The sequence below is a fragment of the Shewanella pneumatophori genome, from assembly GCF_023283895.1.
Lineage (GTDB): Bacteria > Pseudomonadota > Gammaproteobacteria > Enterobacterales > Shewanellaceae > Shewanella > Shewanella pneumatophori.
On record NZ_JAKILB010000011.1, the window covers coordinates 77,592 to 100,358 of the forward strand.

At 42.7% G+C, this 22,767-nt stretch carries 19 protein-coding genes and 1 riboswitch; of the genes, 11 read left to right on the forward strand and 8 right to left on the reverse strand.

Features of this window, described 5'->3' with window-relative positions:
• The first annotated feature begins 215 nt into the window (after nucleotides 1–215).
• The gene (locus L2740_RS16100; RefSeq protein WP_248951133.1) at nucleotides 216–2,462 is read left to right on the forward strand and encodes a S9 family peptidase; all 2,247 of its coding nucleotides are present in this window, start codon (nucleotides 216–218) and stop codon (nucleotides 2,460–2,462) included.
• A 574-nt stretch (nucleotides 2,463–3,036) separates the two neighbouring features.
• On the opposite strand, the gene arcA is transcribed toward L2740_RS16100, so the two are convergent.
• The gene (arcA, locus tag L2740_RS16105) at nucleotides 3,037–3,753 is read right to left on the reverse strand and encodes a two-component system response regulator ArcA (protein ID WP_012153996.1); all 717 of its coding nucleotides are present in this window, start codon (nucleotides 3,751–3,753) and stop codon (nucleotides 3,037–3,039) included.
• 563 nt (nucleotides 3,754–4,316) lie between these two features.
• Between arcA and L2740_RS16110 the strand changes: the two genes are divergently transcribed.
• From L2740_RS16110 to L2740_RS21475, 4 genes are all read left to right on the forward strand, one after another.
• On the forward strand, nucleotides 4,317–4,745 hold the full coding sequence (locus L2740_RS16110; RefSeq protein WP_248951134.1) for a DUF3293 domain-containing protein: 429 nt from the start codon (nucleotides 4,317–4,319) through the stop codon (nucleotides 4,743–4,745).
• Between the two features lie 101 nt (nucleotides 4,746–4,846).
• Nucleotides 4,847–5,028: riboswitch (Lysine riboswitch) on the forward strand.
• 144 nt (nucleotides 5,029–5,172) lie between these two features.
• Complete coding sequence (gene lysC, locus L2740_RS16115; protein WP_248951135.1) at nucleotides 5,173–6,573, forward strand: lysine-sensitive aspartokinase 3; 1,401 nt, start codon at nucleotides 5,173–5,175, stop codon at nucleotides 6,571–6,573.
• Nucleotides 6,574–6,605: 32 nt separating this feature from the next.
• Complete coding sequence (locus L2740_RS16120) at nucleotides 6,606–7,718, forward strand: succinylglutamate desuccinylase/aspartoacylase family protein (protein ID WP_248951136.1); 1,113 nt, start codon at nucleotides 6,606–6,608, stop codon at nucleotides 7,716–7,718.
• Between the two features lie 217 nt (nucleotides 7,719–7,935).
• Nucleotides 7,936–11,736 carry a S8 family serine peptidase gene (locus L2740_RS21475; protein ID WP_338056262.1) on the forward strand — a complete coding sequence of 1,267 codons (3,801 nt, stop codon included), beginning with the start codon at nucleotides 7,936–7,938 and terminating at the stop codon, nucleotides 11,734–11,736.
• 76 nt (nucleotides 11,737–11,812) lie between these two features.
• On the opposite strand, the gene asnC is transcribed toward L2740_RS21475, so the two are convergent.
• The 5 genes from asnC to L2740_RS16155 form a co-directional block, all read right to left on the reverse strand.
• Nucleotides 11,813–12,274 carry a transcriptional regulator AsnC gene (asnC, locus tag L2740_RS16135; protein WP_012275918.1) on the reverse strand — a complete coding sequence of 154 codons (462 nt, stop codon included), beginning with the start codon at nucleotides 12,272–12,274 and terminating at the stop codon, nucleotides 11,813–11,815.
• A gap of 216 nt (nucleotides 12,275–12,490) precedes the next feature.
• The gene (gene rluA / locus L2740_RS16140; protein ID WP_248951137.1) at nucleotides 12,491–13,168 is read right to left on the reverse strand and encodes a bifunctional tRNA pseudouridine(32) synthase/23S rRNA pseudouridine(746) synthase RluA; all 678 of its coding nucleotides are present in this window, start codon (nucleotides 13,166–13,168) and stop codon (nucleotides 12,491–12,493) included.
• 106 nt (nucleotides 13,169–13,274) lie between these two features.
• Nucleotides 13,275–13,565: a hypothetical protein gene (locus tag L2740_RS16145; RefSeq protein ID WP_248470033.1), complete on the reverse strand. Its 291-nt coding sequence runs from the start codon at nucleotides 13,563–13,565 to the stop codon at nucleotides 13,275–13,277.
• A gap of 49 nt (nucleotides 13,566–13,614) precedes the next feature.
• On the reverse strand, nucleotides 13,615–14,133 hold the full coding sequence (locus L2740_RS16150) for a class I SAM-dependent methyltransferase (protein ID WP_248951138.1): 519 nt from the start codon (nucleotides 14,131–14,133) through the stop codon (nucleotides 13,615–13,617).
• A 3-nt stretch (nucleotides 14,134–14,136) separates the two neighbouring features.
• Nucleotides 14,137–14,547: a hypothetical protein gene (locus tag L2740_RS16155; protein WP_248470030.1), complete on the reverse strand. Its 411-nt coding sequence runs from the start codon at nucleotides 14,545–14,547 to the stop codon at nucleotides 14,137–14,139.
• A 462-nt stretch (nucleotides 14,548–15,009) separates the two neighbouring features.
• On the opposite strand from L2740_RS16155, the gene L2740_RS16160 reads away from it, so the two are divergent.
• On the forward strand, nucleotides 15,010–15,996 hold the full coding sequence (locus tag L2740_RS16160; RefSeq protein ID WP_248951139.1) for a 2-hydroxyacid dehydrogenase: 987 nt from the start codon (nucleotides 15,010–15,012) through the stop codon (nucleotides 15,994–15,996).
• A 167-nt stretch (nucleotides 15,997–16,163) separates the two neighbouring features.
• Complete coding sequence (locus L2740_RS16165; RefSeq protein ID WP_248951140.1) at nucleotides 16,164–16,901, forward strand: dienelactone hydrolase family protein; 738 nt, start codon at nucleotides 16,164–16,166, stop codon at nucleotides 16,899–16,901.
• Between the two features lie 77 nt (nucleotides 16,902–16,978).
• Here L2740_RS16165 and L2740_RS16170 read toward each other — a convergent pair whose 3' ends face one another.
• A complete protein-coding gene (locus tag L2740_RS16170) occupies nucleotides 16,979–17,503 on the reverse strand; it encodes a DUF3332 domain-containing protein (protein WP_248470027.1) in 525 nt (174 codons plus the stop codon).
• A 295-nt stretch (nucleotides 17,504–17,798) separates the two neighbouring features.
• On the opposite strand from L2740_RS16170, the gene L2740_RS16175 reads away from it, so the two are divergent.
• The 4 genes from L2740_RS16175 (at nucleotide 17,799) to L2740_RS16190 (ending at nucleotide 22,558) form a co-directional block, all read left to right on the forward strand.
• Nucleotides 17,799–18,542, forward strand: coding sequence for a spermidine synthase (locus L2740_RS16175; RefSeq protein WP_248951141.1), 744 nt, complete (start codon nucleotides 17,799–17,801; stop codon nucleotides 18,540–18,542).
• Nucleotides 18,543–18,907: 365 nt separating this feature from the next.
• Nucleotides 18,908–19,477, forward strand: a complete 570-nt coding sequence (gene ahpC / locus L2740_RS16180) for an alkyl hydroperoxide reductase subunit C (protein ID WP_248470023.1) — start codon at nucleotides 18,908–18,910, stop codon at nucleotides 19,475–19,477.
• Between the two features lie 287 nt (nucleotides 19,478–19,764).
• The gene (gene ahpF / locus L2740_RS16185; RefSeq protein ID WP_248951142.1) at nucleotides 19,765–21,339 is read left to right on the forward strand and encodes an alkyl hydroperoxide reductase subunit F; all 1,575 of its coding nucleotides are present in this window, start codon (nucleotides 19,765–19,767) and stop codon (nucleotides 21,337–21,339) included.
• A gap of 79 nt (nucleotides 21,340–21,418) precedes the next feature.
• Nucleotides 21,419–22,558: a GGDEF domain-containing protein gene (locus L2740_RS16190; RefSeq protein WP_248951143.1), complete on the forward strand. Its 1,140-nt coding sequence runs from the start codon at nucleotides 21,419–21,421 to the stop codon at nucleotides 22,556–22,558.
• Here the strand turns inward: L2740_RS16190 and L2740_RS16195 are convergent.
• Complete coding sequence (locus tag L2740_RS16195; protein WP_248951144.1) at nucleotides 22,555–22,752, reverse strand: cytoplasmic protein; 198 nt, start codon at nucleotides 22,750–22,752, stop codon at nucleotides 22,555–22,557. The genes L2740_RS16190 and L2740_RS16195 overlap by 4 nt on opposite strands.
• Between the last annotated feature and the right edge of the window lie 15 nt (nucleotides 22,753–22,767).

Sequence of the window (22,767 nt, forward strand, 5' to 3'; positions counted from 1 at the left end):
TATTGTTTATTATTGTGGCGATGATACCTGAGAAAGCGAGTTTTTTCAGCCGTAAAGATTGGCTTTGTGTTTGATTAATCTTCAGTGCAAGTTAACAGCTTTTGAGCATAGTTTTTGTTTTGCTAATGATTAAGGCACAATGTAGGCGAATTTTCAGCCTAACTGTCAGTTGGGAACGACTGAATACGATTTCGCGATTAATCCAGGGAATAATAATGAAAAAGAATTGGATGAGTTTACTGCTAGCATCTTTACCTTTGGTGCTGAGCTCTACCGCAACAGCTCAAGCATCATCACTTCCCGGTGGCACAGAACCACTCACTATCGAGCGTATGTACGCTTCTCCTGCACTTGCTGGCAGCAGCCCGCGTGGGCTCAAGCTATCACCGGATGGTAAACGTGTTACCTATCTTGCTGGGCGTAAAGACAATCAACATCTGTATGATTTGTGGCAGATGGATGTGGCAAGTGGTAAGCAAAGCGTACTGATTGACGCTGATAAGTTGCAAGCCGGTGAGCTGTCGGATGAAGAAAAAGCGCGCCGTGAGCGCCAGCGTATTTATGGCCAAGGGATCATGGAGTACTTTTGGTCTAAAGATGGCGAGGCGATCTTAATTCCAGCTGCGGGCAAACTGTATTACTACTCGGTTGCGGATAATAAGGTCAAGTTGCTTGCAACTGGTGAAGGCTTTGCAACTGATGCGAGATTGTCACCAAAAGGGCATTTCGTGTCGTTTGTGCGTGAGCAAAACTTGTATGTGTTGAACTTAAAAACACAAAAGATCACCGCGTTAACCACTGATGGCGGCGGCGCGATTAAAAATGCTATGGCTGAGTTTGTTGCTCAAGAAGAGATGGGCAGAATGACAGGCTACTGGTGGGCGCCGGATGAGTCGGCAATTGCCTATACCCGCATCGATGAGTCGGGTGTGGAATTGGTTACTCGCAATGAAATTTATGCCGATGGAATTAAGCTGACCGAGCAGCGTTATCCCTATGCTGGCGAGAATAACGTCAAAATTGAGCTTGGGGTGGTGACGCTTAAAGATAAACAAGTCGAGTGGGTGGATTTAGGTAAAGATACCGATATCTATTTGCCACGAGTTAAGTGGCTACCTGATAGCAAACATTTGTCGTATCAGTGGCAGAGTCGCGATCAGCAGGCGCTAGATCTACGTGTTGTTGCAATTGATGATATTAAAAATAATACAGACCTAGTTAAAGAGCGCAGCACTGCGTGGATTAACCTTAATGATGATTTGCACTTTTTAAAGCAGCAAGATGCGTTTATTTGGGCATCTGAGCGCGATGGCTTTAACCACCTGTATTTGATTGGTGTTGATGGCAAGGTTATTCGTCAGCTTACCTCCGGTGATTGGGCGGTAGATGCTGTTGAGTATATTGATGAAAAAGCGGGGCAAGTTTACTTTACCGGTCGTAAAACTAAAGTCACTGAGAAGCAGCTTTACCGCGTTGCTCTTGCAGGTGGTAAGGTTGAAAGCATTAGTCAGCGTAGCGGCATGCACTCAACGGTATTTGCCGATAACAAGCCTGTGTACCTTGATTACTTCAGCAGTTTGTCACAGCCACCACAGGTGAGTTTGCACGATCAAAGCGGCAAGCGTTTAGTTTGGGTTGAGCAAAATGAAGTGAAACAAGGTCATCCGCTTTATGACTATTTTGGTTTGTGGCAAGTACCTGAGTTTGGCGAGCTAAAAGCTGAAGACGGTCAAATGCTGCAATACCGCATGTTCAAGCCAACTAACTTCGATGCTACTAAACAATATCCGGTTGTAGTGCGCGTCTATGGCGGCCCTCATGCGCAATTGGTGGTCAATAGCTGGAGTCATCAAGACTACTTCACTCAGCATCTGTTACAACAAGGCTATATCGTTTATCAGCTCGATAACCGTGGCTCTGCTCATCGCGGTACTAAGTTTGAGTATGTGATTTATAAGCAGCTTGGTGAGATTGAGGTGAACGACCAAAAGGTGGGCGTGGATTACTTGCGCACTCTGCCTTACGTTGATAGTGACAACATTGCTATCTATGGTCATAGCTACGGCGGTTATATGGCATTAATGAGCCTATTTAAAGCACCTGATTACTTTAAAGCGGCGATCTCAGGTGCACCAGTATCTGATTGGGCTTTATACGACACTCACTATACTGAGCGTTATATGGGGAACCCAAAAACCAATGCTAAAGGCTATGAGGCCAGCAGTGTGTTGCCATATGTTGGTGGTTATAAATCTGGGTTGTTGATGTACCACGGAATGGCGGACGATAACGTGCTATTTGAAAACAGTACCCGTGTTTATAAAGCCTTGCAGGATGAAGGCAAGTTGTTCCAGATGATCGACTATCCGGGCTCTAAGCATTCGATGCGTGGCGAAAAGGTACGAGTACATTTGTATCGCTCGCTAGCGGACTTTTTAGATCGTGAACTTAAGGGCAATTAACCGTCTTAAGCAGCTAAAGTAGCTCACTTGAGATAGAGATTGTTAGCAATTTAAAGGGCACTTATTTATTAGCTATGGTTAATGGTAAGTGCTTTTTTATTGTTGCCATCAACAGTAAATATGTTGGGGGGTGAATACTTATATTGCTGATATAGTTAAATAAAAATAAGGTTTAATTGATTGGTATTTGGTTTGGTAATATTTGTATTAAATTATTTTAATGGCTTCGATTCCCGGTAAATAAACCTGAAATACTACTTAATAGGTAGGTTGTTATATTTGAATATAGCTTAGAGTTGTGCGCGCTATAATCCATATTTATTAGCTTAAAGAATACTTTTATTACAATGGGCATTATTGCTTTAGTTGTTGGTTAACTGCGTCAAAATAGGCAAGGTATAAAGCGAAATTGAATTGTGGATAGGATTTTACCGTATGTATTTCGGTAAATGTAATTTAGCTTAACAGAGCCATAATAAGCGACTTGAGAAAAGCGGATATAAAAAAGCCAGTCATATGACTGGCTTTTTCAGCTGTGTAATATCGGTAATGTTACCGATATAGAAGCTTGGAATTAATCTTCCAAGCTACCACAGAAACGGTAACCTTCGCCGTGGATAGTTGCGATGATTTCTGGCGTATCTGGTAAGCTTTCGAAGTGCTTACGGATGCGACGGATAGTTACGTCAACTGTACGGTCATGTGGCTTAAGCTCACGGCCAGTCATCTTCATTAGAAGGTCTGCACGGCTTAAGATCTTGCCTGGGTTCTCTACAAAGTGAAGCATAGCGCGGAATTCACTGCGCGGTAGCTTGTAAGATTCACCTTGTGGGCTAACTAGAGAACGGCTGTTGATTTCAAGGCTCCAACCGTTGAAACGGTAGAACTCAACTGCGCTTTTCTCTTCTGAATCTGTACCAGTGCTATTAACGCGAGTTAATAGGTTACGAGCACGGATAGTTAATTCACGTGGGTTGAATGGCTTAGTGATATAATCATCAGCGCCAATTTCAAGACCTAGAATCTTATCAACTTCGTTATCACGGCCTGTTAGGAAGATTAGACCGATATTATTAATTTCACGAAGTTCACGAGCTAATAAAAGACCGTTTTTACCTGGTAGGTTAATATCCATAACGACCAAGTTAACTTTGTTGTCTTGCATAGCCTTATGCATTTCAGCGCCGTCATTGGCTTCAGTTACCACATATCCTTCTGCTTCAAAAATACTTCTAAGTGTGTTTCTAGTTACTGCTTCATCTTCAACAATCAGAATGTGCGGGTTTTGCATATTAATTACCTAATTTCTGTCAATTATAACCAGGAGCATAAAACTTTTTATACTCCATTTAGCCATGCTGATAATTCACTGATACACGTAGGTGTTTTCAAATCTGGTTCGAAACAGCAACACACTGCATGCGCTAGCAAAGTATGGGTATCTCACATATGGAAAAACGTGAACTGTTTAAACTTCGATTAACAATAGTAGAAAAAAGTTCCTTAGCTACCGTTTTTTATGAAGTTTAAATGTTAAATCAAACATAGTTCACATTTGATACAGCTGTGTGGATTACGCTTCTGTCTGTTTCTAGTATATGTAACAAAATGTGTTCGTTACATGTATCAGAGTGAGCTAATCAACTGGGCCTATTGTACTCGTTTTAGGCATTTGTTAACAAATGAAATGTTAACAAAATTACGCGACGATATGATTTAGATCACTATTGGATTTGCATCTCGTTGATTATAAAAGAAATGGCAAATTTATTATCTGTGACATGCATCACGCGACTGGGCAGCGCTAACGAGTTTGCTATAATAATTGCACCTAAATTGGAGAATTTGTTAGCAATGAATAACTCGGTCGACAGCCTTTGGCATTACTATCAACAAACAGAATTCCTATTTACTCAAATCCTATCCACGCAATTATCCTTTGCGATTATCACCGCATACAACCCTAAAGGCGAAGTGCTATCTGCGCCGCAAAACGGTTTGTTAGATCGCAAATTACAACATGAAATAAACAGATTAGGGCTACCTTATCGATCTATGATTGGTGCATCACAAGACCGCTCTCATATGGAAAAAAGTTGGGCGATTGCTACCGATAAAGCCTCTGCTATTAAGCTTGGTTGCCTGTTTAATCAGAACGCTATCTTTTATGTTGAAGCTGATACTTTGCAATTAGTGCCGTGTTTAATGCCAAAAGAGGAAACCTTACTGGGGGCATTTTCGCCAAGGGTTAATAGGGTATTTGAGCTACCGGATATTGAGTAAATTTAATTCAATCTAGTTTTCCGTTGACTTGATTGGTTAATTTTTGATATTTTTCAGTCTCTTGTTTTTGTATGCAAAGTAAACATACCTGTATACAAAATGAGTGCAGAAGAGGAGCGCTAACTAGGTAGTAAGTTTGAGGGGCCAAACCCGTTGATAACTTATGAGGGAGATTAGCGCCGAGATATTTAAAGCGGTTTGGTTGCGCTTGAATGTTGGTCGTACAGGCTGAATCCTGGCGATTGTCACCTATGTTTTATTATGGTGGAGAGCTTCTGGTGACGATCGCTGTTTCCCATCTTTTGGGGTGCATATCATAGCACCAGGCTCTTCGAACGAAGTTAGTTCGGAGCTTATTCATGTTTGTTTTTAATCTAATTAGTAATAATCAATCTTTCGCGTTTCCTGCAGCTCAGGAGATCGCCTTATGTCTTTAGTATCATCGTTACAAACTACATCTACAGTACCAAATCAATCCGGGTTAACCGTTGCCAAGTTTGGCGGAACCTCGGTCGCCGACTTTGATGCCATGCAGCGCTGCGCAGATATCATAATCGCCAATCCGCAGACACGAGTCGTGGTAGTGAGTGCATCAAGTGGTGTTACCAATCAATTAGTGGCCCTTACGCAAGAAGGTAACAGTAGCGAGCAATCAAAGGCACTGATCAAGCAAATCGCATCGATTCAATACCAAATTCTAGATAAGTTGCAAAACCCAGGAGAGATTGCCGCTAAGATTGACCGTATTTTGAGTCATATCGCCACACTTAGCGAGCGCCTTAAATTAACTCGCAGCAAAGCAGTTATCGATGAATTACTGTCTCAAGGTGAAGCATGCTCTTCAGTATTTTTTGCCGCTGTGCTGCGAGAAAAAGGGGCCTGTGCGACTGCGTTTGATGTGCGCCAAGTGCTACGAACCGATAGTCATCATGGTAAGGCAGAGCCACAAATAGAAACTATTGCAGAGCTTGCACAGGCGCAATTACAGCCGCTACTTGCTTCACAAGTTATCGTTACCCAAGGATTTGTTGGTGCAGATAGTGAGGGAAATACCACAACACTGGGTCGTGGTGGCAGTGACTACTCTGCCGCTTTGCTAGCTGAAGCATTAAAAGCGGATGCTGTTGAGATTTGGACCGATGTAGCCGGTATTTATACTACTGACCCAAGACTTGCGCCGAATGCTAGCCCGATTGCCGAGATCAGCTTTAATGAAGCTGCTGAAATGGCAACCTTTGGCGCTAAAGTTTTACATCCTGCGACTATCTTGCCTGCGGTTAGACAAAAAATTCAGGTATTTGTTGGTTCCAGTTGGGCACCTGAGCAAGGTGGCACTTGGATCCGTCACAAAGTCTCAAGTGAGCCAGTGTACCGCGCGGTAGCGCTGCGCCGCGATCAAACTCTGCTTAATTTGCACAGCTTACAAATGCTCCACGCGCAAGGCTTCTTAGCTGAAACCTTTGCCACTTTGGCTCGGCATAAAATCAGTGTCGATTTAATTACTACATCAGAAGTTAACGTGGCACTGACTCTGGACAAAACTGGCTCAGACTCTAGTGGTCAAGGCTTACTAAGTGAGGCGTTATTACAAGAGCTATCGCAGCATTGCCGTGTACGTGTTGAAGATGGCTTAGCTTTGGTGGCTGTTATTGGCAACAATATTGCGTCTACAGCAGGTGTTTGTCGCCGAGTGTTTGAAGTACTAGAAAGTTACAATGTGCGGATGATTTGCCAAGGTGCGAGTCCACATAACTTATGTATTTTGGTGGATGAGGCAGAAGCAGGAAATGTGATCCGCGCTTTGCACGAAAACCTATTTGAAGCTTGATAAAGCAGTACTTATAAGGAACACAAGACGTTATGAAGTTTAGCCAATCGAGCCTCACAGTTGGTGAGCTAGCAACGGGGCAAGCGTTAAGCGTGCCAGTGTTTCATATTGCAGGCAAAGATAGCCACGCACCTAAGGTGTTTATTCAAGCCAATGTGCATGGCGCTGAAGTACAAGGTAATGCGGTTATTTTTCAGTTGATGAAACAGCTGGAACAAATGGATGTGCGAGGGGAAGTGACTTTGCTTCCTTTGGCTAATCCTTTGGGGATTAATCAAAAAAGTGGTGAGTTTACCCTTGGTCGCTTTGATCCTATAACCGGAGTTAATTGGAACCGCGAATATCTAGATCATAAAACCGATATTGCTAGTTGGTATCAGCAGCATCGTCATTTAGATGATAAGGCGCTTATCGCCGCATACCGATTACAACTAATCGAATCATGTAATGCACACCTCAACAGCGAATGGGGAGTCACGACAGGTAAACGCTTAGCGGTAACGCTGCAATCACTAGCCCATCAAGCCGATATCGTTATCGACCTGCATACTGGCCCTAAATCTTGTAAGCACATGTATTGTCCAGAATATGACGTTGCAGCCGCTTCGCTTTTTTCAATTCCTTACACTTTAGTTATCCCTAACGATTTTGGTGGCGCGATGGACGAAGCTGCGTTTTGTCCTTGGTGGCAACTAACTGAGATCGCTAATTCACAAGGGCGCAGATTGAAGGTGCCTGTTGCGGCATTTACGTTAGAACTTGGCAGCCAAGAACGTATCGATATGGATGACGCACTTAACGACGCTAAAGGGATTTTGGCTTACTTAAGTCAGCGTGGTGTGGTTAGTGAGTATGTTCAAGCGGCTGAGATGGCCAGATATGCTTGTTATCTTAAAGATTATAAGAAGTTTCATGCACCTATAGCGGGGATGGTTGAGTACAAAGCTGAGCTCGGCCATATACTTTATTCTGGTGAGACATTAGCAAATGTTCTAAGGCTAGATCGCTTTGGGACTCACGAAGAGCTAACTGAACTAGTGCTGAATCAAGATTGTGTACCCATATTACATTTCGCTTCAGCTTCGGTTTACCAAGGTACAGAGCTATATAAGGTAATGACAAACTTGTTTAAACTTAACCTGTAACTTGTGGTTTACAAATTGATACAGGTGTGTTGATTTTGGTTTATTTATTGTTAATTTTTTGTTTGCTGGCTTATTTGTGTTGTGTTACTAATGTTTTGCCTAGGTCATACGTGCTACAAATTGAAGGTGTGGTAGTAGATTTTTCTAATGGAAATGCCTAGGCAATATTTAAGCAGGATAAAACAATAAAAACTTGCATGTATTAAGGAATTGACAAGTGAAAACAAAAATAGCCATGGCAGTATCAACTGCTTTAGTAACGATGTCTGCTAGTGCGCTAGCTACACAGTCTGATTATAATCAACGAATTACTCAAATTAACTCAGAGTCAGCGAGAGCAAATATTGCTGTAGTCGATTCTAAGTCTGCTGCTTACTCGCAGAATCAAGTAGTTAGACAAAATGCGGTTTTTACTCCTGAAGCTGATTTAGATTCAGGTGTTTATCGCTATTTCGTTCGCTTGATTGAAAGCCCGGTTGCACTTTATCAAGGTGGTATTGAAGGCTTTAAAGCTACTTCTTTAGAAAAAGCACCAGGTAAGAATGGCAAATTGGATGTTACAAGTTCAGATGTAAAATCTTACCGTTCATTTTTATCAACTCAACAAGATAGCCTCATTCAAAAGGCTAATGCTGTATTGGGTGAATTAGATGTAAAGCAAAGAACAACTCTTGCTTATAACGGCTTAGTCGTTGAAATGACCCAAGCGCAAGCTCTTAAGCTTTCAAAAGTAGCGGGTATTGCCAATATTCAGCGTGAAATCTTACGTAAACCAATGACTGATTCTGGTCCTGCAATTATTAAAGCTCCAGCAATATGGAGTGGTGAAGCAACAGGAACAGAAAGCCAAGGTGAGGGAATGATCGTCGGTATTATTGATACCGGTATTAATAGTGATCACCCATCATTTGCTGATGTTGGTGGCGACGGTTACGACCATTCAAACCCATGGGGGCCGAATGTTTATTCTGGTAACTGTGCGGGCGATTTCCCAGAGCTTTGTAACGATAAGTTGATTGGTGTGCACAGCTGGCCAGCGGTTACCGATCAATACTTAGATTATGATATTGATGTTCCTGCAAATGGTGAAGATCATAACGGACATGGCTCTCATACCGCAGGTACTGCTGCGGGTAATGTGCTGATTAATGCTAACGTACCAAATGTTGACGGTGAAGACACTGGAGTCGTATTTGAATCAATGTCTGGTGTTGCTCCTCACGCGAATATTGTTTCTTATCAAGTTTGTCTTCCTGGTGAAAATGATGATATTGGCTTTGCTGGATGTTTCCCTTCTTTAGCCGTTCTTGCGGTAGAGCATGCAATTGAAAATGGCGTTGATGCACTTAACTATTCGATTGGCGGTGGTTCGAGAAACCCTTGGAATAGTGCTGATGCATTAGCTTTCTTATCTGCACGTAAAGCTGGTATTCATGTCGCGACTTCTGCAGGTAACTCAGGCCCTGGCCCTGAAACCGTTGGTTCTCCAGGTGATGCTCCTTGGTTAACGACTGTAGCTGCATATACCCACGATCGTGATTTCTCTGAAAAAGACATCGGTAGCTTTACTGGTGGAGATACGACCGCTCCTGAAGCACTTGCTGGTAAAGCGATGACTGGTGAGTACACTGGTTCTGTCGTTTATGCTGGTGACTTTGAAAACGCTAATGATCCTGATAATGATCCTGCTCAGTGTTTAGAGCCATTCCCTGCTGAAACTTTTGCTGAGAATTCGATTGTTGTTTGTGATCGAGGCTCGATTGCTCGTGTAGATAAAGGGCGTAATGTTCTTGCTGGTGGTGCTTCAGCTCTAGTGCTAGCAAACTTGCAAGGTGGTGCTGACAGTGTTGTTGCTGATGCTCACGTTTTACCTGCAATTCATATTGATGCTGACAAAGGTGATGCCCTTAAAGCTTGGTTAGCTAGTGGCGCTGATCATATGGCGACAATCAGTGGTACTGAAGTGATTCAAGATGAAAAACTGGCGCGTATTGCTGCAGGCTTCACTTCTCGTGGCCCTAACAAGTCAGTTCCAGATGTTATTGCTCCTTCTATCGCAGCACCAGGTGTGAGCATTTTTGCCGCATATGCTGATGATCAATCTGATGCCTTTAAGCAAAATCCTGATCCAAGTGATTATGGTTTCTTAAGTGGTACATCTATGGCTAGCCCACATGTCGCAGGTGCATTAACACTACTTGCTAGTATTCAGCCTGATTGGACACCGGCGGAAGTACAATCGGCATTGATGCTAACTGCTGATCAAAACACTTTCAAAGAGGATGGGGTAACACCGTCAGATTTCTTCGATATGGGCGCGGGTTACGCTAATGTTGAAGCTGCAGCAAAAACTGGCCTAGTGATGGATGAGAGCTATGTTGATTATGTTAAAGCAGATCCCTCATTAGGTGGTCAACCTTCGCAGATCAACTTGCCGACTATTGCCAACGCAAAATGTGTTGGTGAGTGTACTTGGACGCGTACAGTTAAAGCAACCAAAGATGGTTCGTGGGCTGCTAGCACTATGGGCGTGACTGACGGTTTATTGCTGTCAGTTATGCCAGAGTCTTTTGATTTAAAAGCTGGTGAAACTCAAGAGATAACCGTAACTGCTGATATTTCTGCGGCAAGTGTTGGCTGGAACTTTGCTAATATCAAACTTATGGCAGAAGGTATGCCAGAGGTTAAATTGCCAGTTGCTGTTAAAGGAGATTCTAACAATTTGCCAGCGAGTCTAGATATTACTGCTGGTAGAACAAGTGGAAGTATCACTTATAGCGGTTTTGTTTCTACAGAGCTTACTGATATTAAGGCTGGTGTATATGATAAACCTACTAACCTTATCGATCCGATTACTCTTAATGTACCGGAAGATGGCTTGGATTATGTAGGGATGAGGTTCCCAGCGTTAGCAAATGTTGTTATTTCTATTTCTTCTGAAACGGCACCAGATGTTGATCTGCGTATTTTGGATAGTAACGAAAATAGAATTGGCAGTAGTGCAGGCCCTGATTCAAATGAATCGGTAGCCTTTACCAATCTACCTGCTGGTATTTATTTCTTGGTTGTAGATGGTTATAAGGCGTCGACTCCTGGTGGTACTGATGAAGTCACTATGAATATTGCGTCAATTTTGCCGACTGATGAATCATTAAGTGATGACGTTACTGTTGCTGTTGATGAATCTGAAGGTGAGTTTAGCTTAACATTTGATTGGGATACGGATAACAACACTTCTGGCATCGTAATTTTGACTTCAGGTGACCAAAGCAATGAAGTTCAAATACCATTAAATATCACTCGCAAGAATGATGTTACTCATTTCCATACCCTATCTGATGCAATGACTGCTGGTGTTGCAAGCCGTGTTGGATTTAATGTTGCGCCAAACTTTAGCGATGAAGACAGAGAGTATTCATTCTCTGCGCAAATGTCTGCTGGACATAAAGTTGCCAACATTTCTAATGGTGGTGTGCAAGAAGGCAATACAATTAACTGGACTGTCGTTCAGGAGGCTTCTTCTGGTGAAGCTATGGTCGTTGGCTTTGACTTAATACCTACTAAAGCAGGTTCTGCTTACGCGATGAAGCTTACCAATGAGTTTGGTGACGACATGGTTGAGGAGACTGTTAAGTTCGGTGTAACTGAAGTAGCGCCTGTTGCAATGGCAAGTGCTCCTGATTGGGTGACCGAGGGGTTAACTGTGAATATCAGTGGCGCTGCATCTTATGATGGTAACGATGATGAACTGTCTTACCAATGGTTGCAGACTGGTGGAGCGACTGTTTTGTTTGATAAAACAGCTGAATCATTTAGTTTTAATGCTCCAAGTGTTGGTAGTCAAGGGGATACATTATCCTTTGAACTAACTGTTACTGATACAAATGGTAATTCAGACACAACAAATGCCGTTGTGTCAGTATCTGAAGCGGCAGAGCTTGATAAAGGTGGTTCAATTGGTTGGGTTGGTATGTTACTCCTTCCTGTTGTTTGGATGCGCCGTAAGCTGAAAGCTTAATATTTAGATGCATAGAAAAAGGCTAACAATTGTTAGCCTTTTTTATATTGACTGGGAAAGGATTAAATCGTCTTACCTAAGGCTTAACCGCCCGTACAATAGGGTTTTGTAAGCTAATTAAGGTTTCTGTTGATTGAATTTCATCAATTGACTGAATACGATTAATTAACACATGCTGTAGTCCATCGATGGATTGGCACATTACCTTTACAAATACACTGTAGTTACCTGTGGTGTAATAGGCTTCAACCACTTCCTCTAGTGCATTTAACTTAGAGATTGCAGCTGGATAGTCACCAGCACTTTTTAAGTTAATACCAATAAAACAACATACATCGTAACCGAGTGCCTTAGGGTTAACGGTGATCTGTGCACCAGTAATAATGCCGGCTTGTTTCATTTTCTCTACGCGAACATGGATAGTACCCGCACTAACACCAAAGCGTTTGGCTAGCTCAGCAAAGGGCGTTCTGGCCTCTTTCATTAAGGCTGATAGAATTTGGTTATCGAGAGAGTCTCTTTGAAATGGGGCTTCCATAATAAATGCGCCGTTTGCTTATTGGTTAGGTAAGTAATTTACGTATTTTATGCACAATATTCTACTGATTTATCAAATAACGTGGCGATAAGGTGGTATGGCTAACTTATTGGGTGAGATTAGCTTTAAAGTTCGGCAGAGTTAGAGTGAGTTACAAATACAAAAGCACCGCAATTGTTGCTGGTGCTTTTGTTTATCTTAATTATATAAGTGGGATTATTGCTCACCTTCGGTGTGCATAAATGGTGCATCACAACTAAAAGTCATTGGCTCTTTAGTGTAAGGGTGGCTAATCGTTAGTGACTGTGCGTGCAGTAATAGTCTTGGTGCTAGACGTTTAGCTAATGGATCGGCATAAAAGTTATCGCCCAAAATTGGATGGCCTAATGCCATCATATGCACCCGCAGTTGATGCGAGCGCCCAGTAATAGGTGTGAGCTTAACTAAAGTCGAGCGTTTGCCATAGCTAATCACTTCATAATGAGTTTCTGAGGCTTTACCTATCTTATGGTCGACTTTTTGTTTAGGGCGGTTTGGCCAGTCACAAATTAGCGGTAAGTTCACCGTTCCATGAGGTTGCTTTACATGACCTGCGACTCGCGCGTAGTAGGTCTTTTGGGTTTCTCTATCTCTGAACTGACGTTTTAGCTCAGATTCTGCACTGCGAATTAGCGCCACCACGATAACCCCAGAGGTTGCCATGTCTAAGCGGTGGACGATTTTTGCGTGAGGAAACTCCGCTAATACGCGAGTATAAGTACTGTCAGCGTGCGCTGGATCTCGTCCTGGTACAGATAAAAGCCCCGATGGCTTATTGACCACCATGATATCTTTATCTTGATGGAGGATTTCAAGCCAAGGCGAAGTCGGTGGAGAGTAGACAAAATCAGTCATGAGGCAACCTTATTAAAAATGCGCGGCAAAGATACCTCTTAGGCGCTTATCCATGCAAGCAGATTTGCCGATAAATCTAACCTTGGCTAAACCTGTGTTGTAGATGCTATGAAAAGCTGTTGCCGTTAACGTGCATTATCGCAAAAGTCCACACCACAAAGGCCAGTGCAGAGTGGATTAGGGCGTAAAAAGACTGATCGAGCCGTCCCATACTTCTGGCATCCCAAATCAGCATGCCATGTAAAAAGATAACAATTGGGAATAAGGTTAATAGCGGATAAAGACTAAGAACACTCGCATCGCCAAATATGAGTCGGCTTATTAGCGCCCAAACTACCATTAAGCCAGTGATTATCGGCGGAAGTGCGACTCGATATTGCTCTGGGTATGGAAACATACTAGGCCTCTATTTTATGCTGAGTGAGTACTACATCATCTAATAGGCTTTATGCCTTTGGCTTTTGCGCGATAAGCTGCGCTTTATAACTTGCCGAAGGTAATTCGCCGAATAGATCTTCAGCGTAATGCAGGCAGTGCCAGTTAGCAAATATTGCTTTTAATTCACCCGTTTTCAGTAAAAAGTTTGGGTTTCGTGGTCTGCCTATTTCAGCTTGTTTGGCGGTAAACGTTTCGTAAATAATGTAGCCACCGGGCTTAATCGCTTCAATGATTTGAGGGAAGAGCGGGCGGTGTAGATAATTAAAAACCAATACAATGTCATATTGGTTTTTAGCAAGCTCTGGAGCGCTGCCATCTTCTAAGTTCCATTCAAGCAACTCTATGTTTGCAGGTGTGCTGAGTTCAAGTCGTGATAAATCTTGATCCAGATAAGTCACCGCGCAACCATTATTAGTAAACCATGCGCCGTTACGCCCACTACCACAGGCAAGATCTAACACTCTAAAGTGAGAAGGGATCTTGTCTAACAGTTTATCGAACTGGGTAATGAGCGGTGCATTATTCATGTTTTAGCCTTTTACTTCTTTTTTGGTTTTTATGCTACGGCCATGCACCACTGAAAAGTGGCGTAAACCCGAAGGTCCATGGGATACGATGACTGAGAGTAACACGATAGTGACCAATAGCTCGGGCTTATAGTTAGCAAGAGGAATAAATAGCAACAAGAGACCAATTTTAACCAAGGTGAGTACACCTTTTAGTTGGATAAGCCAACGCCAGTCGCGAACAATTTCCCATACCATTAACACTGAGCCCGTTGCCATAGCCATAATCCAATATGTTAGCCATTGCTCTTGAGGTACATTCAGTAAAATACCACCACCAGCACCTGTGATCCCTAAGATGTGAATCGCTCGAAGAGCTGTTTTTGAAAGGCGATGTACTATAAATTGTTTTTCTGTTAGTTCTTTTCTAGCCATTTTGAAGGTTCTTGGGCGATGAGGTGTTGATAAATTTTATCAGGTATTTGCTAATTAAAAAGTGCTCAGTGATCACAAGCTCCAACAGCAACTGACTGAAGAGGTTAAAAAAAGCTCGCTTAATTACTATTCAGTTGATTTAGCGTAATTTTGTGAAGCAGATATCTATACCTCTTAATAGATACTGTTATGCTAATAAACATATGCTTACTCCTTGCTGTAATTGGTATTTTCATGCTCAACCAATTGCTGCACTGACTTAAATAATCTGGAGAACGTATCCTTTCTCTATACAGATTTATTTGATAATTAAGCTGAAAAGCGAGCTGTCAGGAGCTCGCTTTTTATTTTGTCAAAATCCATCGCTAGTAAACTGGCTCAGATTGACCCTCATCAAGACAAATCCCTTCATATCGCATAGACTGTTCAAGTTTTCTTCCTCTTTTAGCTAAGGTATCTACTATGAAAATAGGCTTTTTTAGCGCCAAGCATTACGACATGCAGCATTTTGACCGTACCAACTCTGCGTTCGGCGCCGCTATTGAGTATTTTGATTACCGCTTGTGTATGCAAACCGTCAAGTTAGCCGAAGGCTTTGAGGTGGTTTGTGCGTTCGTAAACGACTCCCTGTGTGAAGAGGTGTTGGTTGAACTAGCAGCTGGTGGCACTAAGATTATCGCTATGCGCTGCGCGGGCTTTAATAATGTTGATTTGGCTGCCGCCGCTCGTTTAGGTATTAAAGTGGTAAATGTGCCTGCTTATTCTCCTGAATCTGTTGCCGAGCATACTGTTGCATTAATGCTTACCTTGAACCGTAAAATCCATAAAGCCTATCAACGTACCCGCGACGCTAATTTTTCTCTTGATGGCCTAGTTGGTTTTAACATGCACGGTCGCACTGTTGGTGTTATCGGCACAGGTAAAATCGGTTTAGCCACGATTAAAGTGTTACAAGGTTTTGGCTGCACAGTGGTGGCTCACGACCCTTATCCTAACCAAGCTGTAATCGATTTAGGCGTCGAGTATTTGCCACTCGAGCAGCTTTATCCTATTTGCGATGTGATTAGTTTGCATTGTCCGCTGACTGCAGATAACCATCATCTATTGAGTGAAGACAGTTTTAGCCAGATGAAACCAGGGGTTATGGTGATCAACACTAGCCGTGGTGGACTGCTAAATGCGCTAGATGCGATGGAAGCGCTTAAAACCGGCCAGTTAGGCTCTTTAGGTTTAGACGTTTATGAAAACGAAAAAGAGCTGTTTTTTGAAGATAAGTCGAGTGAAATCATTCAAGACGATGTATTTAGACGCTTATCAGCTTGTCACAATGTGATTTTTACTGGTCACCAAGCATTCTTAACTGAAGAAGCGTTAGGCGCGATAGCGCATACAACATTAAGTAATGTTAAACAGCTTCTTGCGGGAGAAGAGTGTCCTAACCAATTGTAAAGATGCCTGTGAGTTGCCAGCATGCATCAAATGCAGGCTGGCAACCTACTTGTTTATAAACGAGCACTAAAGTGATTCATACTAGACTGCATAATTTCAGCTAGATTTGAGCGGACACCTCTAGCTGATAACAGTCTAAACATAAGAAAAGCGACTAAGGAAAGCCGATGATCATTACTCAAGAAGTCCATGATATATCTACTGCAACGGGACCGATGCGAACCTATCTTTATCGTCCTGATTGTGAAGGTCAGTTTGCGACGATTATTTTCTATTCTGAAATTTTTCAGCAAACCGCACCGATTGCTAGAGCGGCAGCCATTTTGGCTGGTCACGGCTTTGTGGTGTTAGTTCCAGAAGTCTTCCATGAACTAAACCCGATAGGCACGGTGCTTGAATACGATGATGTGGGAAAAGACAAAGGTAATGCTGATAAGTTTACTAAACCCTTAGAGCAACACGATAGCGATACTGAAGCGTTAGTCGATTTTGCTCGAAGTATGAGCTTTTGTAGTAGCAATATCGGTAGTATGGGGGTATGTATTGGCGGTCATTTAGCTTATCGTGCAGCGCTTAACCCTGACATTCAAGGAGCATTTTGCTTATATCCAACCGATATTCACTCAAATACCTTACCCTGCGTTAAAGGTAATGACTCATTAACTCGAACTGGTGATATTGCTGCTGAGTTAGTGCTGGTATTTGGTAAGCAAGATCCTCACGTATCAAGTGAAGGGCGCAAGGTTATTTATGACAAACTTGAGGCGACAGAGCGAAAGTTCAACTGGTTGGAAGTAAACGCACAGCATGCCTTTATGCGTGATGAGGGCGATCGATACGATCCTGCGTTAGCGCTGCAAATGTATTTGCAAGCGGTGGCATTTTTTCAGCGAACCTTAAAGTAGTTTTTTACCGGTTTCAGCTAAAAAAAAGGGGCGAGTCATTACTGACTCGCCCCTTTTCATTGTGTTCAAACTCGATATTAACCTTGCTGGTAAGCAGCTAGCTCTGCAGTGCTAACACGTGCAATAAAGGCATTGTCTAGGTAGAAATCAACATGGTCATTATCTTTAACGCCTGACATCACTTGCTGGCTGCCGTCTTCATAAACAAGCGTCATAGCTAAAGTGTTTTCGTCAGTTGCAACCATTGAAGCGCTAGTTAGTTTAACGTTCTTTAATGGTGCAGTTGTTAGATCGCCATCAATATGCTGGTTTACTTTGAAAATAGCTTCAACTGGCATATCAACTACAGCAGGAGAACGGCCAGTAATAGGGTTAGTACCAGTCCAGAATTCGATGCTGTTAATAATAAATAGATCGCCTGTTGCTGCGAAACCATAGATAGGGCTTAGTAGCATGAATAAGCCTGCACGACCGTAACGGTTATCTACTGCGCTTAAGTTAGCTTTAGTTACCATGGCGCTTAGACCCATTTGGCCCATACAACCGGTTAGTTGAGTGCTTAATACTGCAGTTAGTGCGATAGCTGAGATTGTCTTTTTCATTGATCTATTTGATTGAATTGAGATTGGCGCAGATTGTATGTAACACCAAAAAATGAAACGTGAACCAAGTCACAAATCTAGGTTGGGTATTTGTTGGGTTTGTATCGGCGTTTGCTTGTTATGTGGCGGTTTTGCGATGTTTGCTTCGAGCTTGGATTAACTGTGTCTTTAAGTGGGTTGATGTGTTCATCTTGTTGTGTGGGAGCGGGTTGATACTTGCGCTAACACTGAGGTGTTAGGCGTTTTACTCTAGAGATAATTAACGCATAATAGCGCCCCAATTACTGGAGAGCGTATGTCAGATTATCAAGTTTTACATCAAACCAAAGATGAATATGGTCCACTTATCGTGCTAGAAGATAAAGAAACACGGATCTTAGCTTTTGGTGAAAACGATGAGCAAAGTAAATTGCTCAAGGCAACGCCTCATATTCCGCAACACACCTATGTGCAAGCTATGTTATTGGTGCTGCTATATAGCCAGCCCAAAAGTGCAATTGTATTGGGCCTAGGTGGCGGTGGACTGATCCATGCGCTACGCCACTTTGATGCTGGCATTAAATTAACTGCAGTAGAGCTAAGAAGCGAAGTGATTGAACTTGCTAAGCGCTACTTTCAGTTACCACTCAGTAAAAAGCTAAAAGTTATCCATCAAGATGCCAAGCAGTTTTTAGCAGCTGCAGATCATAAGCGGGTCGATGTCGTATTTACTGATATTTACAGCGCAGAAGGCGTTGATGCTGCGCAAGTATCAGAAGCGTTTATTGCTCAGTGCGCCGCATTGATTAAAGCTGATGGTTATTTGGTATTAAATTGCTGGAAAGAGCACAGCCAAAACCGCGAGTTACTCAGCTACCTTAATATGCATTTCGCGGAAGTGCGTGCATGCTTAACTGGCAGCGGTAACTGGGTTGTGTTTGCTGGCAAGGTTAAGCGAGATATTAGTGCTAGTGCCCTTAAAACCAAAGCCCAGTCGCTGTCGCAACAACTTGATTTTCAATTGGCACGCTCACTTACACGTTTTGACGTGTGGGAGTAGTGCTCGTCAGTAGTTAAGCTTACTAGCTTTCTCGAGCTAGTAAGCTGTCTTTAGGCCCGCTTTATATTCCATCTCGTTTCTCCTCCGATTTTACTATTCACTGTATTTATAAACGCTTATCTATTAATGGCCGTTTCACTACGGTGCAGTAAGTGCTGCTTTCCCTGCATATCATTGGGTTGTTAATCCTATTCGGATTTTTAGATTAGGATGATAGCTTTTACCCGTTATCTTTAATTTCTTTGCTCCGCTATTATTCTCACATCGCAAACGAACTGGCTTTTAGGGACTCATCATCACTCACCCAGTTTGTTGAATTTAAAGAAAAAGTATTTTTATTTTTTATTATTAAAATGGAGCATTACATGCATCAGTCAATCATCAACTCTACAATCAAGCCATTTTCAGCAACTGCTTTCCACAACGGTGATTTCCACCCAGTGACAGAGCAAGACTTACTAGGTAAGTGGTCAGTTGTTTTCTTCTACCCTGCTGACTTTACGTTTGTATGTCCTACTGAATTAGGTGACATGGCTGACCATTACGAGAAGCTACAGTCTATGGGCGTTGAAGTGTACTCAGTATCAACTGATACTCACTTTACTCACAAAGCATGGCACGCAAGCTCTGACACCATCAACAAGATCCAGTACCCAATGATTGGTGACCCAACTGGTACTATCACACGCAACTTCGGTGTGATGATTGAAGAAGATGGTCTAGCACTACGCGGCACATTTGTTATCAACCCAGAAGGTGAAATCAAAGTTGCTGAAGTTCATGACCTAGGTATTGGTCGCAGTGCAGCAGAGCTAGTTCGTAAAATTCAAGCTGCTCAGTATGTAGCGACTCACGACGGTGAAGTTTGCCCAGCAGCATGGCAGCCAGGTGAAGAAACACTTGCTCCATCAATCGACCTAGTTGGTAAGATTTAATCGTAAAAAGTTAAGGTAAGCCTGATGGCAGCGCGTTAGTAAGCCCCCACCTCTTGCTAACGCAATAAGCAACCATTAGTCGGTTTCATCTCCTTAATTATATTGTTCAGCCTTGCTTCCCCCCTGATGTTGAGGCTGAACAGTTTTTATTATTAATACTTAATAGCCGCTACACCTTTTATTTTCATTATCACTTTTTATTTTTGTTATCTCTAGGCGCTGCTTGCGACACCTGCTGCCTCTAGAACGAGTATTGAACAACAGAATCAGATTATTTAGGAGCCATCATGTTAGATGCAAACGTAAAGAACCAACTGAATACTTATTTGCAAAACCTCAAGCATCCAGTTGAGCTGGTTGTGTCTGCTGATGACAGCAAAAAAGCTCAAGAGCTTAAGTCACTGGCAGCTGATATTGATAGTTTGTCAGCTCTTATTTCGGTAACTGAGCAACAAGGTGAGCGCACGCCATCTATGGCAGTGGTTAACCCTGCTCTGGGCTCGAAAATCACTTTTGCTGGCTTACCTATGGGGCATGAGTTCACCTCATTAGTACTTGCACTGCTGCATAGTGGGGGTCACCCAATTAAGCTTGATAGCGATGTTATTGAGCAAATCCGTCAGCTGTCGGGTGAATATCGTTTTGAAACGTATGTGTCATTAAGCTGTCAGACTTGCCCTGAGGTTGTGCAAGCGCTGAACATGATGGCGGCAATTAATCCAAACATTACTAACGTAATGATTGATGGCTCATTGTTCCAAGATGAAGTGAATGAACGCAATATCATGGCTGTGCCATCTGTGTATCTAAATGGCGAGCAATTCTCAATGGGCGCAATCAGCACGGTTGAGATCTTGAATAAGTTAGATGTTAATGCCGCTGGCAGAAAAGCAGAGCAGCTTAATCAAAAAGAGGCATTTGATGTTTTAGTCGTTGGCGGTGGCCCTGCTGGTGCGTCGGCAGCAATTTATGCGGCACGTAAAGGTTTACGTACGGGTATTGTTGCTGACAAGTTTGGTGGTCAAGTTGCTGAAACCGTTGGCATTGAGAACTTTATCTCAGTTAAAGCGACCGAAGGACCAAAGCTGGTGGCAAACCTAGAGGCGCACGTACATGAATATGACGTCGATATCATGGATAACCAACGCGCATTAAGCCTAAAGTCTGGCGAGCTATTTGAATTAGAGCTTGAAAGCGGCGCAGTGCTGCGTAGTAAAACAGTGTTGTTAGCGACCGGTGCTCGCTGGCGTGAAATGAACGTTCCGGGTGAGCAAGAGTATCGTGGCAGTGGTGTGGCATATTGCCCACACTGTGACGGCCCACTGTTTAAAGGTAAGCGTGTCGCGGTGATCGGTGGTGGTAACTCGGGTATTGAAGCGGCAATCGATTTGGCCAATATCGTTGAGCACGTTACTGTACTTGAGTTTGATAAGTCACTGCGCGCTGATGAAGTTTTACAGCGTAAAGCTAAATCAATGGGTAATATTGAGATTATTACTCAAGCGATGACCACAGAAGTTACTGGTGATGGTAAGCGCGTAAACGGTTTAAATTATACTGACCGCGCAACAGGTGAGAGTCATCATGTTGAACTTGCAGGGATCTTTGTGCAAATCGGCTTAGTGCCAAACTCAGAGTGGTTAAAAGACACTATCGATATGACGGCTCGCGGTGAAATCATTGTTGACGCTAAAGGTGAAACCTCATTACCAGGTGTATTTGCGGCAGGCGATGTGACTAATTCAGCTTATAAGCAGATTATTATTGCCATGGGCAGCGGCGCAACAGCATCACTTGGTGCATTCGATTACCTTATTCGCCACAATGTTGACGATTTAGACACCAGTAGTGTTGCAGCCTAAAGTGATTAATCGTTAGTATAAAGCCAGCAAGACGCTGGCTTTTTTTATGCGAGTCAAAGACAAAAATGGAAGTAGCAAAATGGCTCTGAATTCACACCGGTATCAAGCGCAATTAAAACGTGAAACCTTCACGATTTTAAAACGTGGTATTTTATGGGCAAGCTATGTCAGTTTTGCCATGCTATTTGTTGTGCTAACAAATGCTTACTACTTTGATAAGCATTATTATGATGCGGGTGCATTGTTTATTAAATTGGTGCCGTTAGCAGCTGTTTTAGGCTTAGGTTTGTATACAGTAAAAAGCAAAGGCCTATTTAAAATTACCGTTATACAAACTTATGTCTACCTAGGTCTGTTGGTGAGCTCATGGAGCCTAGTGCTGGTATCGTTGGCTTTTTTATCTGAGCAAAACATGCCAGGTGTGGAGTCTCTGGCGGATATTTTAGTGCTGGTATTTGCACTCGCTTTATTCCCACATCGCAATATTATGGTCAGTGTGATCTTGCCATTCCTTGCGTTTAGCGCGATTTATCACTCACTACAATTCTCTGAGGCTATTGTTTATCCTCTAACTAAGTTTTTGTGTTTCTTAATGATTATTTTATCAGGTCAGAAAATTATAGCGGGTTGGTTTTTCAAAGCTGTAGTGCGCAATATTGAGAAAAAGAAATTATTAAGCCAGTTTAAACGCTTAGCATTGATCGATGGTTTGACAAATATTAGTAACCGACGCCATTTTGATGATGTGTTACTGCAAGAAAGCAAAGCCGCTGCGCGTAATCAGCAGCCATTGAGTATTATTTTATTAGACATCGACTATTTTAAACCGCTAAACGATACCTTAGGTCATCAAGTTGGTGATGAATACTTGGTAAAAGTGGCTGAGCTATTAAATCAAGCTCTTGAACGTCCAAGGGATTTAGTCGCGAGATATGGCGGCGAAGAGTTTGTGATGGTACTGCCTAATACAGACTTGCATGGTGCAAACTGCGTTGCAGCAAAAGTTCAGCAGATGTTGCACGAAGAGAAGTTAAGCCACCCGAGTTCGGCTGTGGCTAAATACATCACGGTCTCTCAGGGGATAGCGTTGTGGCAAGCACCAGAGGTACCGAGTAGCTTGTTAGAAAGGGCTGATAGCATGCTTTATCAAGCTAAAGCGAATGGTAGAGACGGCTTTGTTTCACAAACAGAGCCAGTCTCAAATAAGCAGGTTGTTTAAGCTGTGGTATTGATATTGTGACCCGTATTGCCAACCGGGGATGGTGTGGCTTCAGGCACCGCTGCATTAATTAATTGCAGCGCAATATCACCTTCGATTTTTTGTTGGTCTTTAGCTAGTTGAGCGACTTTAACGCCAACCTCACCATGACTCATATTCGGTTGTAGATTTGCACTAGAAATAGTTACAGCCATATTCAACTCAATTAA